13 protein-coding genes are annotated in these 15,596 nt (G+C 63.5%); 10 read left to right on the top strand and 3 right to left on the bottom strand.

Annotated features, from left to right (window positions below; genetic code table 11):
- The first annotated feature begins 20 nt into the window (after positions 1-20).
- The 6 genes from BHD07_RS17820 (at position 21) to BHD07_RS17795 (ending at position 6,507) form a co-directional block, all read left to right on the top strand.
- Positions 21-1,256: an ABC transporter substrate-binding protein gene (locus BHD07_RS17820; protein ID WP_338282101.1), complete on the top strand. Its 1,236-nt coding sequence runs from the start codon at positions 21-23 to the stop codon at positions 1,254-1,256.
- A 90-nt stretch (positions 1,257-1,346) separates the two neighbouring features.
- A complete protein-coding gene (locus BHD07_RS17815) occupies positions 1,347-2,264 on the top strand; it encodes a carbohydrate ABC transporter permease (RefSeq protein ID WP_018096085.1) in 918 nt (305 codons plus the stop codon).
- Positions 2,261-3,124: a carbohydrate ABC transporter permease gene (locus tag BHD07_RS17810; RefSeq protein WP_275599522.1), complete on the top strand. Its 864-nt coding sequence runs from the start codon at positions 2,261-2,263 to the stop codon at positions 3,122-3,124. Before BHD07_RS17815 ends, BHD07_RS17810 begins: the two co-directional genes overlap by 4 nt.
- A gap of 19 nt (positions 3,125-3,143) precedes the next feature.
- Positions 3,144-5,066: a glycoside hydrolase family 127 protein gene (locus tag BHD07_RS17805; protein ID WP_338282097.1), complete on the top strand. Its 1,923-nt coding sequence runs from the start codon at positions 3,144-3,146 to the stop codon at positions 5,064-5,066.
- A gap of 12 nt (positions 5,067-5,078) precedes the next feature.
- Complete coding sequence (locus BHD07_RS17800) at positions 5,079-6,164, top strand: ABC transporter ATP-binding protein (RefSeq protein WP_338282095.1); 1,086 nt, start codon at positions 5,079-5,081, stop codon at positions 6,162-6,164.
- 97 nt (positions 6,165-6,261) lie between these two features.
- Positions 6,262-6,507 carry a type II toxin-antitoxin system VapB family antitoxin gene (locus tag BHD07_RS17795; RefSeq protein ID WP_338282093.1) on the top strand — a complete coding sequence of 82 codons (246 nt, stop codon included), beginning with the start codon at positions 6,262-6,264 and terminating at the stop codon, positions 6,505-6,507.
- Between the two features lie 609 nt (positions 6,508-7,116).
- On the opposite strand, the gene BHD07_RS17785 is transcribed toward BHD07_RS17795, so the two are convergent.
- Positions 7,117-8,103 carry an AraC family transcriptional regulator gene (locus BHD07_RS17785; RefSeq protein WP_324764470.1) on the bottom strand — a complete coding sequence of 329 codons (987 nt, stop codon included), beginning with the start codon at positions 8,101-8,103 and terminating at the stop codon, positions 7,117-7,119.
- A gap of 75 nt (positions 8,104-8,178) precedes the next feature.
- Here BHD07_RS17785 and BHD07_RS17780 point away from each other — a divergent pair, with 75 nt between their 5' ends.
- Positions 8,179-9,384 carry an MFS transporter gene (locus BHD07_RS17780; RefSeq protein WP_338282090.1) on the top strand — a complete coding sequence of 402 codons (1,206 nt, stop codon included), beginning with the start codon at positions 8,179-8,181 and terminating at the stop codon, positions 9,382-9,384.
- 24 nt (positions 9,385-9,408) lie between these two features.
- Here the strand turns inward: BHD07_RS17780 and mtnA are convergent, their stop codons facing one another.
- Together mtnA and mtnK are read right to left on the bottom strand one after the other, a co-directional pair.
- On the bottom strand, positions 9,409-10,503 hold the full coding sequence (mtnA, locus tag BHD07_RS17775) for an S-methyl-5-thioribose-1-phosphate isomerase (protein ID WP_338282088.1): 1,095 nt from the start codon (positions 10,501-10,503) through the stop codon (positions 9,409-9,411).
- A complete protein-coding gene (gene mtnK / locus BHD07_RS17770; protein ID WP_338282086.1) occupies positions 10,500-11,771 on the bottom strand; it encodes an S-methyl-5-thioribose kinase in 1,272 nt (423 codons plus the stop codon). Before mtnK ends, mtnA begins: the two co-directional genes overlap by 4 nt.
- A 135-nt stretch (positions 11,772-11,906) precedes the next feature.
- Between mtnK and BHD07_RS17765 the strand changes: the two genes are divergently transcribed.
- From BHD07_RS17765 to BHD07_RS17755, 3 genes are read left to right on the top strand one after another with little or no spacing between them, the layout of a single operon-like run.
- Positions 11,907-13,430, top strand: a complete 1,524-nt coding sequence (locus tag BHD07_RS17765) for a sugar ABC transporter ATP-binding protein (RefSeq protein WP_338282084.1) — start codon at positions 11,907-11,909, stop codon at positions 13,428-13,430.
- Positions 13,420-14,466 (top strand): ABC transporter permease, encoded by a 1,047-nt coding sequence (locus BHD07_RS17760; protein ID WP_275599513.1) that lies wholly within the window; start codon positions 13,420-13,422, stop codon positions 14,464-14,466. Before BHD07_RS17765 ends, BHD07_RS17760 begins: the two co-directional genes overlap by 11 nt.
- Before the next feature lie 46 nt (positions 14,467-14,512).
- Entirely contained in the window at positions 14,513-15,556 is a 1,044-nt protein-coding gene (locus BHD07_RS17755; RefSeq protein WP_338282081.1) for a substrate-binding domain-containing protein, read from the top strand.
- The last annotated feature ends 40 nt before the right edge of the window (positions 15,557-15,596 follow it).

Genomic DNA, 15,596 nt, shown 5'->3' with positions numbered 1-15,596 from the left:
GCATTTGGGAGGAATGCGAAATGTTCACGAAACTGATGGCAGCGACGGCCCTCATATCGGCCAGCATGATCTCGGTCGCATCGGCCGAGACGATCAGCATGTGGGTCCGCTCGGGTATCGGCGACTCGTTCAAGGAAGTCGTCAAGGCCTACAATGCAAGTCACGAGCACAAGGTGGAGCTCACCGAGGTGCCTTTTGCCGAGCTCGTGCAGAAATATGCCACTGCGATCGCCGGCGGCCAGGCGCCGGACGCGCTTTCGCTCGACCTGATCTACACGCCGGCATTCGCCGCCGCCGGTCAGCTGGAAGACCTCACCGACTGGGCGAAGGCGCTGCCCTACTTCAATTCGCTCTCGCCCTCGCATGTGAAGCTCGGCACCTATGAGGACAAGATCTACGGCCTGCCGCTCACGGTCGAGACCTCGATCTTCGCCTGGAACAAGGACCTCTACAAAAAGGCCGGCCTCGACCCCGAAAAGGCGCCGGAGACCTGGGAGGAGATCACCGCCAATGCCGAGAAAATCCGCGCGCTCGGTGGCGACACCTACGGCTTCTATTTCTCCGGGGGCGGCTGCGGTGGCTGCATGATCTTCACCTTCACGCCGCTGACCTGGGGCGCGGGCGCCGATATCCTTTCAGCCGACGGCAAGACCGCGACGCTCGACACGCCGCAAATGCGCAAGGCCGTGGACATCTACCGCAACATGGTCGAGAAGGATCTCGTTCCCGCGGGCGCCGCGAGCGACAACGGCGTGAATTTCCTCAGCTTCACCAATGGCAAGATCGGCCAGCAGAGCCTCGGCGCCTTCGCCATCGGCACGCTGGTGACGCAGCATCCGGAGATCGATTTCGGCGTGACGCTGATCCCGGGCGTCGACGGCAAGCCGTCCTCCTTCGCCGGCGGCGACAACTTCGTCGTCACCAAGGGCACGCCGAAGCTCGAAGAGGTGAAGGAATTCCTCGAATATACCTATTCGCCGGAAGGCCAGAAGATCATGGCGAAATTCGGCAGCCTGCCCACCCGCGGCGACATCGCCAATGAGGTGCTCGAAGGCCTCGACCCGCGCCTCAAGGTCGGGATGGAGGCGATCGCCGTTGCCCAGACGCCTTATACGCTGCAATTCAACGACCTGATCAACAGCGCCAACGGGCCGTGGGCGACCTTCACCAATGCTGCGATCTATGGCGACGACGTCGACGGGGCGTTCTCGAACGCACAAGACGAGATGCAGTCGATCATCGACGCCGGGCAGTAAGGCGGACACGAGGAAACTGCCGCTTCGCGGATGGCGGGTGGGGATAACCCCCTCCGCCACCAGTGCCCCGAAACTCTCGAAAGTGCATACATGACGACGTCAGCGCTCACATCCGCCAGGCACCGACGCCGCCCGAAGCGGCAACCCGGCTGGCGCGGGCTCATCTATATCGCGCCGGCGATGGCGCTCGTCACGCTCTTCTTCGTGCTGCCCGTGCTGTTCACCCTGTGGATGAGCCTGCACAAATGGCCGCTGCTCGGCGAGCCGGCCTGGATCGGTCTGCGCAACTATACGCGCATGTTCACCGATGCGCGGTTCTTCAACGCGCTCGGGTTCACCGCCCACTATACCCTGATCGTCACGATAGCGATTTTCGCGGTCGCCTTTCCGCTGGCGATTTTCGTGGAGAAACAAAGGCCGTTGGTCTCGCTCTACCGGACCATTGTCTTTCTGCCTGTCGTGGTGGGGCTCGCATCCGCCTCGCTGCTCTGGGTGTGGCTCGCCAATGTCGACAGCGGGCTTTTCGCGCCGCTCTTCGATATGCTGGGCCTCACCTCCGGACGGATCAACCTGCTCGCCAAGTTCGATACCGCGTTTCTGACCATCATCGTCATGGTGGTCTGGAAGATCGCCGGCTTCACCATGATCATCCTGTTGACGGGGCTGCAGGCCATCCCGGCCGAACTGACCGAGGCCGCGCGCATCGACGGCGCCGGCCGCTGGCAACGCTTCCGCCACCTGACGCTGCCCCTGATGCGCCGGACCATGGCGCTGGCGCTCATCCTTTCGGTCACCGGCTCGATCCTCGCCTTCGACCAGTTCTACATCATGACCAGCGGCGGCCCGCAGAACAAGATGATCTCCGTCGTCTACTATATCTTCAACCAGTCCTTCGTGTCCTTCAATCTCGGCTACGGCGCGGCACTGTCGATCGCGCTCCTCCTGATCCTGGTGACGCTCAGCGTCGTCCAGCTCTGGCTGCTCAAGGTGGGGGACGAACGCCCATGAGGACGCGCCGCGAAATCCGCGCCCGCAAGGCGCTCCGGGACAGGATCGTCTACCACGGCATCGGCATCGGCACGGCCTTCTTCTTCCTGGCGCCCTTTGCCGTTTCCTTTCTTGCCTCCTTCCGGCCGAACAGCGAGTCCGGCAGGCCGCCGCTGCCGCCATGGCCGATCTCGGGGCTGAGCTTCGACGCCTACCGGGCGCTCGACAGCTTCGGTGCCGGCATCTGGCAGCACATGTTCAATTCGCTCCTCGTGTCGATCGGAACGGTCGCCCTGACCGTCGCGGTCAGCGTGCTCGCCGGCTACGGCTTCTCCCGCTACCGCTTTCCCTTCAAGAACGCGCTTTTCGTGCTGATCATCGCGACGCTGATGATCCCGTTCCAGTCGATCCTGACGCCGCTTTTCATCATCCTGGCGCGGCTCGGGCTCAACAATTCGCTCATCGGGCTGATGCTCGTCTATGTGACGCTGCAGCTTCCCTTCTCCGTCTTCATGATGCGCAACGCCTTCGATGCCGTGCCGAAGGAAATCGAGGAGGCGGCGCGCATCGACGGCGCCCGCGACCTGAAACTGCTCGTGCGGGTGTTGCTGCCGCTGGTCATGCCCGGGATTGCGACCGTGTCGATCTTCGCCTTCCTCAATGCCTGGAACGAATTCTTCGCCGCGCTCGTCCTTCTGTCCAGCAACGACAATTACACGCTTCCCGTTCTGATGACCGCCGTGCGCGCCGGCCGTCTCGGTGCGATCAACTGGGGCGCGGTGCAGGCCGGCGTCGCGGTGATGGTCGTTCCCTGCCTGTTCGTCTTCCTTCTTCTGCAACGCTATTACATGCGCGGGCTGATGGCCGGCGCGGTGAAATAATCCGAGAGAAAGAAACCTCATGACAAAGACCGTGAAAGACCGCCAGTTCCGCCCCGTTGCCGTTCCCGATGTCGAACTCGGCGGATTCTGGGGCAAATGGCAGGATGCCGTCTGCCAATCCACCGCCGAAACCCTGCTCGACCGCTGCGTCGAGGCTGGCATGATCAAGGCGATCGACGTCAGTGAGCCAAGCCCAGGTATCGTCATCCCCATCCAACCCTGGGGCGGTACCACCCAGATGTTCTGGGACTCCGACCTGGGCAAGTCGATCGAGACGATCGCCTATTCGCTCTACCGCCGCCCCAATCCGGAACTCGAGGCGCGTGCCGACCGGATCATCGACATGTACGAGAAGCTGCAGGACCGGGACGGATATCTCAATGCCTGGTTCCAGCGCGTGCAGCCCGACAGGCGCTGGACCAACCTGCGCGACCACCACGAGCTCTATTGCGCCGGCCATCTGATCGAGGCTGCCGTCGCCTATTACCAGGCGACCGGCAAGCGCAAGCTTCTCGACATCATGTGCCGCTTTGCGGACTATATGATTACGGTCTTCGGGCATGGCGAAGGGCAGATTCCGGGTTATTGCGGCCATGAGGAGATCGAGCTCGCTCTCGTCAAGCTTGCGCGCGTGACGGGCGAGAAGAAGTATCTCGACCTTTCGAAGTTCTTCATCGACGAGCGCGGCACCGAGCCGCATTTCTTCACCGAAGAGGCCAAAAGGGATGGCCGCGATCCGGAGAGTTTCATCCAGAAGACCTATGAATACGGTCAGGCGCATCAGCCGGTGCGCGAGCAGAAAAAGGTCGTCGGCCACGCCGTGCGCGCGATGTATCTCTATTCCGGCATGGCCGACATCGCGACCGAATACAGGGACGACAGCCTGACGGCGGCCTTGGAAACGTTGTGGGACGACCTCACCACGAAGCAGATGTACATCACCGGCGGCATCGGTCCGGCAGCCTCGAACGAGGGTTTCACCTGCTATTACGACCTGCCCAACGACACGGCCTATGCCGAGACCTGCGCCTCCGTCGGCCTTGTCTTCTGGGCGAGCCGCATGCTCGGCCGCGGCCCGAACCGCCGCTATGCCGACGTCATGGAGCAGGCGCTTTACAACGGCGCCTTGCCGGGTCTTTCGATCGACGGCAAGACCTTCTTCTACGACAACCCGCTCGAAAGCACTGGCGGGCACCACCGATGGAAGTGGCATCATTGCCCCTGCTGCCCGCCCAATATCGCGCGGCTCGTGACCTCGATCGGTTCCTATATGTATGCGGTCGCGGAGGACGAGATCGCAGTCCATCTCTACGGAGAAAGTACGGCGCGGCTGAAACTCGCGAACGGCGCCGAGGTCGAGCTCAGGCAGGAGACCAGCTACCCCTGGGAGGGGGCGATCGCCTTCACGACGAAGCTCGCCAGGCCGGCGAAGTTCGCGCTGTCCTTGCGCATACCGGAATGGGCGGTCGGCGCGACGCTAAGCGTCAACGGTAGGATGCTCGATCTCTCGGCTCATTTGACCGGCGGCTATGCCCGCATCGAACGTGAATGGTCGGACGGCGACCGGGTGGCGCTTTATCTGCCGCTGGCGCTTCGGCCGCAATATGCCAATCCGAAGGTCCGGCAGGATGTCGGCCGCGTGGCGCTGATGCGCGGTCCGCTGGTCTATTGCGTCGAAGCCACAGACAATGGCGAGGATCTGAACGCAATTGTGCTTCCCCGCGAACTGCCGGCTGCCGAAACGGTCGTGCTCGATGATCTGAACGGTGCGGTTGCCATCGACATTTCCGTCGAGCGCGAGGAGACGGAGGACTGGGGAAAGGCGCTTTACCGACAGACGAGGCCTGAGCGCCGCCCGCACAAAGCGCGCTTCGTGCCCTATCATCTCTGGGACAACCGGGCGCCGGGAGAGATGCTCGTCTGGGTCCAGTCGGAAAAGTAGGCGACCTCCAGGATGGCGAACGGCATCAGCAACAAGAGCGTCGTGCTCAGCGACATACGCAAGAGTTATGGCGGCCTGGAGGTTATCCATGGCATCGACCTGACGATCGAGGAAGGCGATTTCGTCGTCTTCGTCGGCCCGTCGGGCTGTGGGAAATCGACCCTGCTGCGAATGATCGCAGGGCTCGAAGAGGTGACCGAGGGGGAGATCGCAATCAAGGGCAGGGACGTGACAGACCTCGACCCCTCCGAGCGCGGTATCGCCATGGTCTTCCAGTCCTACGCGCTCTACCCGCATATGAGCGTCAGCGACAATCTCGGCTTCGGGCTCAAGATGGCGCGAACGGATTCGGCCGAAATCGAGCGCCGCGTCGCGCAGGTCTCGTCCATTCTCAAGATCGACCATCTGCTCGACCGAAGGCCCGGCCAGCTTTCCGGAGGCCAGCGCCAGCGCGTGGCGATCGGCCGGGCGATCGTGCGCAAGCCCGACGTCTTCCTGTTCGATGAGCCGCTTTCCAACCTCGATGCGGAACTGCGCGTCTCGATGCGGATCGAGATTGCCCGCCTGCACCGCGAGCTCGGCAACACGATGGTCTATGTCACACACGATCAGACGGAAGCGATGACGCTGGCCGATCAGATCGTCGTGCTTCGGGACGGCCGGATCGAGCAGGCCGGCAGCCCCCGCGACGTTTACGAGGACCCGGCCAACATGTTTGTGGCAGGCTTCATCGGTTCGCCACGGATGAATTTTCTCGATGCGGAATGGCAGGGGGACGGGACGATCCGGGTCGGCGAGACCACACTCGAGGCAGCGATCGACGGCGGCAGCCTGAAGCACGGCGAGCGCCTGCTTTTCGGCATAAGGCCGGAACATATCGCCGTGGCGGAGCCGGGACCGGAACGGATCACTGCCCAGGTCGAGTTCTCGGAATATCTCGGCGGAACGCGCTACCTCTACTGCCAGCTCGAAGACGGCCAGAGCCTCGTCGTCGAACAGCGCGAGGGCCCGAACTGGCAGGCAGGGGAAAGACTTTCTTTCGCCGTACCCGAGGACCGAAGGCGGTTCTTCGCCGAAGACGGGCGGCGCTTGCGGTAGCGAGCCGGCGCCCCGCTCTCAACTGCCGCATGGCCGTGCTTGGTTATGCAGATGCAGGGGTCTACATTTAAAGAAACGCTCCACATGGAGGGCCGGCGTGCCGATCAATGTCAACAACCCCAAGGCGGATGCCCTGACGCGCAAATTTGCCCGCATGGCCGACGTCAGCATCACCGACGCGATCGTCATCGCCATGAAGGAGGCGATAGAGCGCCGGCGAAACCTGGAAACGCCGCTGCAGACTGCAAGAAGGCTTCGGGAGAAGCACGGCATCGCGATCAGCGACGCCGCGAGGAAACCGCTCCCGCGAGAGGCCTTCGACGCGATGTGGGACGAAAGCTGATGTTCGCCGACGCATGTACCATCATCGCGTTGCTGTCGGACGAACCGGAGGCTGGCAGCGCTATCGTGCCGGGTGCCACCGCCTCAACTTCGGTGACTGTCTACATTACGTTTGCGCCAAATACCAAGGCGTACCGATCCTGGCCAACGACGACGAGTTTCGGCAGACCGATCTTGAGACCGTGCCCTGATTAAGTGGCTAGAGCACTTCAATGTCTCATGGAAACACTGAAATGCTCTAACCCTTTGGTCCAACGCAATTCCGGACGGAAAACCGTTACACACTTTTCCCGGGTGTTCTAAGGCCTGCTGCGATCGGGCCGCTTGCCGCCGCTTGTTTGATCGCCTCATCCCTGTGCTTGTCACAGGGATCCAGCCAGACCAAGTCGTTGGGCTGAAAGAACGCTTCCCGCGCCGCGGACGCGGCGCTGCTGGATTCCTGTGACAGGCACAGGAATGACGAAGGAGGAGAGATTGCAGTTCTCCGAAAAGCGCCGCGCGTCCTATCAGACGCGCAAAAGTCGCTGCAGCACTTTGATCTGCTGCATGTTTTTGCCCTTCAATCGATTGCGATTAAAGGAACATGCAGTAGGCCTACTTTGCCTCTCGCTCAGCCCTCGCCGATGGTAAATGTCGGTGCTTCTGGCGGTTCGGAGCCGCGATAGTGGCTTGGCGGCAGGCCGATCACACGCTTGAAGGCCCGGCTGAACGAGGCCTCCGAGTCATAGCCGAGGCGGCGCGCGACGACGGAGATGCGCATGCGGTCGCGGGTCAGCCATTGCCGTGCCTGGTGCATGCGCACCTGCGTGAGGTAACGGGCCGGCGTCTCGCCGACCACGGCGGCGAACTGCTGCGCGAAGCCGGAGCGCGAGGCGCCCATGAGCCTGGCGAGTGAATCCACGGTCCAGGTCTTTTCCGGATCGAGGTGCATGGCCGCGATCACGCGGCCGAGCCCGGGATGGCGGACCGCCGCCACCCAGCCATTGGTATTGCCGCATCCGTGCTCCACCCAGGAGCGGATGATGAGCGCCGCGAGCACGTCGGCCAGCCGCGCAAGCACACCGCCGGAGCCGACGCGGCTGGCGCCGACTTCCCGCGCCATGGCATCGAGCATGTGCGGGATCGCCGGCTCGCTTGCCGTCAGGGCGTCGATGCGCATCACGTCCGGCATCATGCGCAACAACGGATGCATGGCATCCATGTTGAACCGCAGACTGCCGCAGAAAAGGATGGTGGTCTTGCCGCGCCCGCCCCCGCAGACGTCGTAGACGCAATGGCATACCTCCTGGACCGAATAGGCTTCGAGCGGCGACAGCTTCTCGCCGGGCGCACTCGCCAGCGCATGCGCGCCGCCACGCGGCAGAAGCACGGCATCGCCGCGCTTCAGTTCGATCCAGTCTCCGTCGGCCACCCGCAGCCAGCAGTCTCCGCAGATGAAGTGGAAGCGTGCCGCCTCCTGCGCCGGAAATGAAATTCCCCAGGGCGCGGTCAATTCGCAACGGACGTAATCGACGCCGTCGAGGCGCAGTCCGCGCAGAAGTTCGCTGAGAAAATCCTCCGAAGCGGAAGAGAATGTTTTGGACGAATGATCAAGCATTGCGGAATTTCTAGCATGGAATGTCCAGGGCGTCACGCCTTATCTAAGCCGGACCCTCTCAAGGAGACCGCTCTTATGACAGATACAGCGACCACTTTGGACGCGACGTTCATACCGGAAAGCGAGGAGCGAATCGATCCGGCATGGGCCGGGGTCGGCTCCCTCGCGCTCGGCGTGTTCGGCCTCGTCACCGCAGAATTCCTCCCCGTCAGCATTCTCACGCCGATGGCCGCCGATCTCGGTATCAGCACGGGCACGGCCGGCCAGGCGGTGACGGCGACCGCCGTCGTCGGCGCGGTCGCCGGGCTGACGATCGCCATCGCCACGCGCCGGTTCGACCGCCGGCTCGTGCTTTGGGGCTTCACCCTGGCGCTGATCGCCTCCAGCCTGCTTGCGGCTTTCGCCACCAATCTCGCCATGCTCCTTGCCGCACGCGTCGTCCTCGGCATCGGGCTCGGCGGCTTCTGGTCGATGATGGCGGCGATCGCCTTGCGACTCGTGCCGATGTCGCTCGTGCCTCGTGCCATGTCGATCGTCTTCACCGGCGTCTCGGTGGCGACGGTCTGTGCGGCGCCTTTAGGCGCCTATATCGGCGATCTCTGGGGCTGGCGAGCCGCATTCCTGATGGCTGCGGCGGTCGGTGCCGTAACGCTGATCGTGCAGATGGCGACCATACCGCGGCTGCCGCCGCAGTCGGCGCCGAGCATGAAGCTTCTGTTCGACCTCATGCGCATGCCGAGCATCCGAATCGGGATCATCACCGTCCTGCTTTTCGTCTCCGGCCACTTCGCCGGCTTCACCTATGTGCGCCCGTTCCTCGAAAACGTCCCGGAGTTCGGCATCGAGGCGATCTCCCTGATCCTGCTGGCTTACGGCATCGGCGGCTTCTTCGGCAATCTGGCCGGCGGGCTCATCATCGAACGCAGCATCACGGCGGCCGTGAGCCTCGGAACGCTGCTCATCGCGGCGATGGCGTTCGCCCTCGTGACCTTCGGTTCGCTCGATGTCGTGTCGGCCGTGGCGGTGACCCTGTGGGGCTTCGCATTCGGGGCGCTGCCCGTCGCCGTCCAGACCTGGATGGTGCGAGCCGCACCCGACCATGCGGAAAGCACGGGCGGTCTCATCGTTGCGACCTTCCAGGTCGGCATCGCCAGCGGCGCTGTTCTCGGCGGGCTCTTCGTGGACAGCTTCGGCCCGCTCGGTGCCATCACCTATTGCGCCGTCGCGACGCTCGCGAGCGGGCTCTATGTCATTGCCTCGCGGCGCAGCATAGAGGTCTGACTGCTGTCCGGTCGCGGCATCGGTTCAGCGCCGTTCCGGGAAGAGCGCTTTAAGCCCTTCCGGCGACGGCGCGGCGATGCCGCGCTCGGTGATGAGTCCGGTGATCAGGCGCGCGGGCGTCACATCGAAGGCGGGATTTGCCGCGGGACTGCCCTCCGGCGAGATGCGAACGCTGGCGATGGAGCCGTCGGACGCGCGTCCCTGCACGAAGCTCACCTCGTCGCCGGGCCGTTCCTCGATCGGAATTTCCTTGACCCCGTCATGGACCGTCCAGTCGATCGTGGGCGACGGCAGAGCGACATAGAAGGGTACGCCGTTGTCCCGTGCGGCGAGCGCCTTGAGGTAGGTGCCGATCTTGTTGCAGACGTCGCCATTGGCCGTGGTGCGGTCGGTGCCGACGATCACCATGTCCACGTCGCCGTGCTGCATGAGATGGCCGCCGGCATTGTCGACGATCAGCGTGTGCGGCACGCCATGGCTGCTCATCTCCCAGGCGGTGAGATAGGCGCCCTGATTGCGCGGCCGCGTCTCGTCGACATAGACGTGCACCGGTATGCCTTCCTCGACCGCCATGTAGATCGGCGCCGTCGCGGTGCCGTAATCGACGGTTGCCAGCCAGCCGGCATTGCAATGGGTGAGGATGCGAACCGGCTCGCCCGGCCTCTTCTTTGCGGCGATTTCGCGGATGACCTTGAGGCCGTTCGCACCGATGGCGCGGTTGAGTTCGACGTCCTCTTCGGCGATTTCCGCGGCACGCTCATAGGCGGCGTCCGCGCGTCCTGCTTCCGGCAGCGGGCGCAGATGGTCCCGCATCGCGTCGAGGGCCCAACGCAGGTTGATGGCGGTCGGTCGCGTTTCGTGAAGCTCGTCCCGGACGGCATCAAGATGCACATCCGATGGGTCCTTCGCCATGGCAATGGCAACGCCGTAGGCGGCGGTGACGCCGATCAGCGGCGCGCCGCGCACCCACATGTCGCGAATGGCGACGGCCACGTCGGCGACAGTCTTCAGCGTCACGACACGCAAGTCGTGCGGCAGCCAGCGCTGGTCGATGATGTCGACGGAGCGGCCATCCTCGTTGAGCCAGATCGTGTGGTAATGACGTTCTCCGATTTTCACGCGAGTGTCTCCTTCTGAAGCCGCTCCGCCGTGGCGCGGATGTCCCTGAGGCTGTGGATGCGATGCCGGTTGACGGCGAGATGACGTCCAAGCTTCAACGCCTTGCTTTCGCAGGCGGCGCGGCGGTCGGGATCGGCAATCGTTTCGAAATCGGCATTGTGGGCGAGGCCGAGAATGCGGCGGTGGATCTCAATTCCGGCAAAGCCCAGCATCTCGCGCCAGATTTCCTCGATGACGATGTTGAGCGCCTGCTCGGCGCCGAGCGCGTCGTTCCTGTCCTCAAAAACGCGCGCCTGGTAAAGCATGCCCATGCGCTCGGTCCGCCAGAGTCGGGCAAATTCGGAGCGGAACGTTTCCCAGATCGTTTCGATCGTCTCGAGCAGATAAGTACGCATGCTGTCGCGCGCGCCGGTCGTGCTCTCCTGGCCGCTCTGCGAGAAGTAGCTCATCCAGAAATTGGCGAGAAGCATCCCGACGTCGAAGCTGATCGGTCCGTAGAAGGCGAATTCCGGGTCTATGACGCGGGTCTCGGCGTCCGTGACCATCACCGAACCGGTATGCAGGTCGCCGTGGCAGAGCGTTTCTGCCTTGGCGGAGAAGAGATGCTTCAGCCGCTGCGCCTCGACCTTGAGGTCACGGTCGGAACGGAGCTCCGTCACGATCGGGTCGAGCTGCGGCGCGGTGTGGCGGTTGAGTTCGGCTTCGAAATAGGGATCGGAAAAAACGAGATTTTCGGTGATGTCGCACAGTTCGACATTGTCCGCAAAGAGCGCCAGGTCCGCTTTCTTGTCGCGCGTCGCCATGGAAAGGTCCGAGCCGCGGAAAAGCGTGCGGGCGGCAAAGAGGCCGAGATCGCAGCCTATATTGGGCAATTCGCGTCCATCGATCAGCGCGCGGCGCAGGATGACGTGCGGCGTCAGATACTCCATGACGATCAGCGCCTGCGTCTCGTCGAAGAAGAAGATCGCCGGCACCGTGCCGGGAGCACGCGCGGCCTGACGCACCAGCGCATGGTATTCGAAGAAGGAGCGTTTCAGAGGCAGTGGCCAGCTCTCGCCGACAAGGCGCACATAAGGCAACGCCTGCTTCACGACCGCCGTGCCTTTGCTGCCCGTGACGATGAAGACGAGGTTGAGATTGCCGTCGCCGACCTCCTTGACGGTCCAGTGCGAGACGTCCTCGCCGATCTTCTCCCTGAGAGCGGAATTGCCGCCGAGCCGATGCGGCAATGTTTCGGCGCTGAGCGCCTCGAAGACTTGCTTGTCCATATCGTCCTCCTCCTGCGCATGGCGCGGCCTCCACCACCCGCCGCCATGGCACAGCTAAGGCACCATTCTGGCAAATGTCAATGACCTTGACATTTGATGAATGGCTATCCTAACGTGCAGCGTCGGGAGGAGACAATGAGCGGACAGGCAGTGTTTCGCATCGAGGGCGTGCGCAAATCCTTTGGACCCGTGCAGGTCCTTCAGGGGGTGGATCTCGATCTGAAGGCCGGCGCGGTAACGATTTTGATGGGCGCCAACGGCGCCGGAAAATCCACCCTCGTGCGCATTCTCTCCGGCGTCTATGCGCGCGACGCCGGCGCGATAACGCTTGCGGATGCAGCTTTCGAGCCGGTGACGCCCGCCGAGGCGATCCGCGCCGGCGTCGTCACCGTGCACCAGAACATCAACGACGGGGTCGTCGCCGACCTCGATGTCGCAACCAATCTGACGTTCGACCGGCTGAACGGGCGTGGCTCGCGGTTCTTCTTCAATCCCCGGCGCGTCCGGCGCGAGGCGGCCGCGGTCGCCGCCCATATGGGGCTCTCCATCGATCTTGCCGCCAACGTCAACGACCTGACGCTTGCCGACCGGCAGATGGTGGCGATTGCCCGGGCGATGTCGCATGAGCCGAAGGTGCTTATCCTCGACGAGCCGACCTCCTCCCTCTCGAGCGCCGAAGCGGACCGCCTCTTCGATCTGGTCGACCGGCTGAAGGCACGCGGCGTCGCCATTCTCTATATCTCGCACCGCATGTCGGATATCCGCCGTCTCGCCGACCGCATCGTCTCGCTTCGCGATGGCCGGATCACGGGCCGTTTCGACGGGCCCGACCTCGACTATGAGGGCGCCGTCGACGCGATGCTGGGCCGCAAGGTTTCGGCCGGCAAAATCGCGGTGCACAAGGCCGGCGGGCCGATCTTCAAGGTGCGCGGCCTGAAGCTCTCCGACCATGCGCGGCCTTTCGATTTCGATCTCCTCGACGGCGAGATCGTCGCGGTCACCGGCCTGGTTGGGGTCGGCAAGACGGCGCTTGCCGAAACGCTGTTTGGTGCGCGCTCCCCGCTGGCCGGCGAAATGACCCTTGACGGCTTGCGCTATGCGCCGAAGACAACCGGGCAGGCGATTGCGCGCGGCGTTTTCCTCGTTGCGAAGGACCGCGCCGAAAGCGGCATCGTGCCCGAATTCAACATCTACGAGAACATCAGCCTGCCGTTTCTGAGCAGGCTCTCCCGCTTCGGCATATCGAGCCGCAGGGCTGAAAGAGAGAAGGCGCGCGGGCAGATCACCTCGCTCGGCGTCATCTGCCGAAACGAACGCGACGAGATGCAGACACTTTCGGGCGGAAACCAGCAGAAGGTGATGGTCGGGCGCTGGCTTTGCGAGCCTTCCCGATTGCTCATCCTCGACGAGCCGTTCCAGGGCGTCGACATCGCCGCGCGCCGGGACATCGGCAACAAGCTGCGCATCTCGGCCGCGGGCCGTTCCACCATCCTCTTCCTGACCGAACTCGACGAAGCGTTCGAGGTCGCCGACCGCATCCTCGTCATGTCGGAGCAGACCATCGTCGGCGAACATCGGAACACTGAAGTCGATGTCGAGCGCCTGCTGTCGGAGATCGCCGGTCAATCCCATCAGCAGGTCATGCATTATGAGCAGTGAACAGAGCAAATCCGCCGCGGCCCCCGTACTTCCAGGCCCGTGGAGCATCAGGGAAACCGCGATCAAGTACGGCTTCCTCATGCTGCTCGCCGGCATGGTTCTTTATTTCTCGCTCGTAACCGGAGGTTTTGCCTCCCCTCAAAGCGCCGTCTTCATTTTGCAATCGGTGTCGATCACCGGCATTCTGGCCCTCGGCGTGACGGCGACGCTTGTCGTCGGGGGGTTCGACCTGTCCATAGGCTCGGTCGCCACCACGGCGATGATGGCTTCGTCCTATGTCATGGTGGTGATGGGGGGTGACGCGCTTACGGCGGCGCTCGTCTGCCTTGCCGTCGGCGCGCTCGTCGGCCTGGTCAACGGCTTCATCATCGTCTACATGCGCGTTCCGGACCTTCTGGCTACCCTCGGCATGATGTTCCTGCTGCTCGGCCTTCAGCGCATCCCGACCGAGGGCCGCTCGATTGCCGCGGGCATGACGCTGCCCGACGGTTCGGTCGCGACCGGCACTTTCAGTCCGGCTTTCCTTGCGCTCGGGCGCCACCGCTTCGATCTGGTCCTGCCCAACCTCGTGCCGGTCTCGGTCGTGGTGCTCGTGGTGCTCGCCGTGGCGATCTGGTTCTTCCTCGAATACACCCGCTTCGGCCGCATAATGTATGCGGTCGGATCCAACGAGCGCGCGGCCGCGCTCGCGGGGGCGCCGGTCAATGCCTACAAGATCTCGGCCTACGTCATTTCCGGCGTCTTCGCCTCTATCGGCGGCATTCTGCTCGCAGCACGCCTCGGCCGCGGCGATATCGCTTCCGGAAACAACCTGCTGCTCGACGCCGTCGCCGCCGCGCTGATCGGTTTTGCCGTGCTGGGCGCGGCCAAGCCGAACGCTTTCGGTACGGCCGTCGGCGCGCTTTTCGTCGGCATCCTCCTGCAGGGTCTGACGATGATGAATGCGCCATACTACACGCAGGATTTCATCAAGGGCGCGGTGCTCGTCGTCGCCCTGATCTTTACCTTTGCGCTCTCGAAAAGAGGCAAACGCTGAGGAGACCTCGGCGGACCGTCAAAGTTCAGCAGTGGAGGAGACTGACATGGACGTAACTCGCAGAACCCTGGGCAGATGGACGCTCGCGCTTATGGGCGCGGCTGCCTTCGGCGTACCGTCCCTTGCCGCCGAGATGCCGAAGCCGTTCGACAAGCCCGGCGACGTGAAGATCGCGCTCGTGCGTTACCTTTCGACCGGCGACTTCTTTCAGTCCTATCTCGCGGGCGTCGAAGCGCAGGCCAAGGCGCTCGGGGTGCAGCTTCAGATCTTCGACAGCCGTCAGGACGCCGCGCTCCAGGCCGATATGGTCGATCAGGCGATAGCGCTCGGAGTGGATGGCATCATCATCCAGCACGGCCTGACCGAATCCATGAAGGAAGCTGCACAGCGCGCGGTCGATGCCGGCATCAAGGTCGTCGCCTTCGACGTGAATGTCGAGAACGAGAAGATCCCGCAGATCGAACAGTCCGACCGCGACCTCGCCCGCCTCGCCCTCGAACAGGCGATCAAGGATAACGGCGAGAGCTTCAAGGCGGGTTACGTCTACGTCGCCGGGATCGCCCCGCTCGACCGCCGCGACGAGACCTGGAAGGAATTCAAGACGAAATATTCCGGCATCGAGGAAGCTGCCCAGTTCGGCACGATGGACAACCCGATCGCAAATTCCGTCGCCAACCAGGCCCGTTCCGTGATTTCAGCCAACCCGGACATCACCGTGATGTTCGCCCCCTATGACGAATTCGCCAAGGGTGTGAAGATCGCGGTCGACGAGGCGGGCCTCTCCTCCAGCGTGAAGATCTACTCGGCCGACATCTCGACCTCGGACATCGCCGCCATGCGGGAGGCGGGCTCGGCCTGGGTGGCGACCGCCGCGACGAATCCCGCCGTCGTCGGCCAGGTCTCGGTGCGTTCGCTTGCCATGCTGCTTGCCGGCGAGGATCCCGGCCGTCAGGTGATCGTGCCGCCGACGCTGATCACCCAGAAGGATCTGAGCGATCAGGACATCAAGAACATGGAAGAACTCGGCGTGAAGCTGCCGCAATTCGCTCATGCCGACGTCGCCATGCCGGCCTGGATGCCGAAGCCCTGATTGCGTGCGCCGCGCGTCCCGATGGACGCTCGGCGCGCAT

It is taken from the genome of Sinorhizobium sp. KGO-5 (assembly GCF_036245905.1).
Lineage (GTDB): Bacteria > Pseudomonadota > Alphaproteobacteria > Rhizobiales > Rhizobiaceae > Sinorhizobium > Sinorhizobium meliloti_A.
Note: the sequence above shows the minus strand (reverse complement) of the source record. Positions and strands in the feature narration are given on the sequence as shown.

Bases quoted from the DNA above. Each gene is read 5' to 3' on its own strand.
- BHD07_RS17820 (WP_338282101.1), top strand. From the start codon at position 21: ATGTTCACGAAACTGATGGCAGCGACGGCCCTCATATCGGCCAGCATG.
- BHD07_RS17815 (WP_018096085.1), top strand. From the start codon at position 1,347: ATGACGACGTCAGCGCTCACATCCGCCAGGCACCGACGCCGCCCGAAG.
- BHD07_RS17810 (WP_275599522.1), top strand. From the start codon at position 2,261: ATGAGGACGCGCCGCGAAATCCGCGCCCGCAAGGCGCTCCGGGACAGG.
- BHD07_RS17805 (WP_338282097.1), top strand. From the start codon at position 3,144: ATGACAAAGACCGTGAAAGACCGCCAGTTCCGCCCCGTTGCCGTTCCC.
- BHD07_RS17800 (WP_338282095.1), top strand. From the start codon at position 5,079: ATGGCGAACGGCATCAGCAACAAGAGCGTCGTGCTCAGCGACATACGC.
- BHD07_RS17785 (WP_324764470.1), bottom strand. From the start codon at position 8,103: ATGCTTGATCATTCGTCCAAAACATTCTCTTCCGCTTCGGAGGATTTT.
- BHD07_RS17780 (WP_338282090.1), top strand. From the start codon at position 8,179: ATGACAGATACAGCGACCACTTTGGACGCGACGTTCATACCGGAAAGC.
- mtnK (WP_338282086.1), bottom strand. From the start codon at position 11,771: ATGGACAAGCAAGTCTTCGAGGCGCTCAGCGCCGAAACATTGCCGCAT.
- BHD07_RS17765 (WP_338282084.1), top strand. From the start codon at position 11,907: ATGAGCGGACAGGCAGTGTTTCGCATCGAGGGCGTGCGCAAATCCTTT.
- BHD07_RS17760 (WP_275599513.1), top strand. From the start codon at position 13,420: ATGAGCAGTGAACAGAGCAAATCCGCCGCGGCCCCCGTACTTCCAGGC.
- BHD07_RS17755 (WP_338282081.1), top strand. From the start codon at position 14,513: ATGGACGTAACTCGCAGAACCCTGGGCAGATGGACGCTCGCGCTTATG.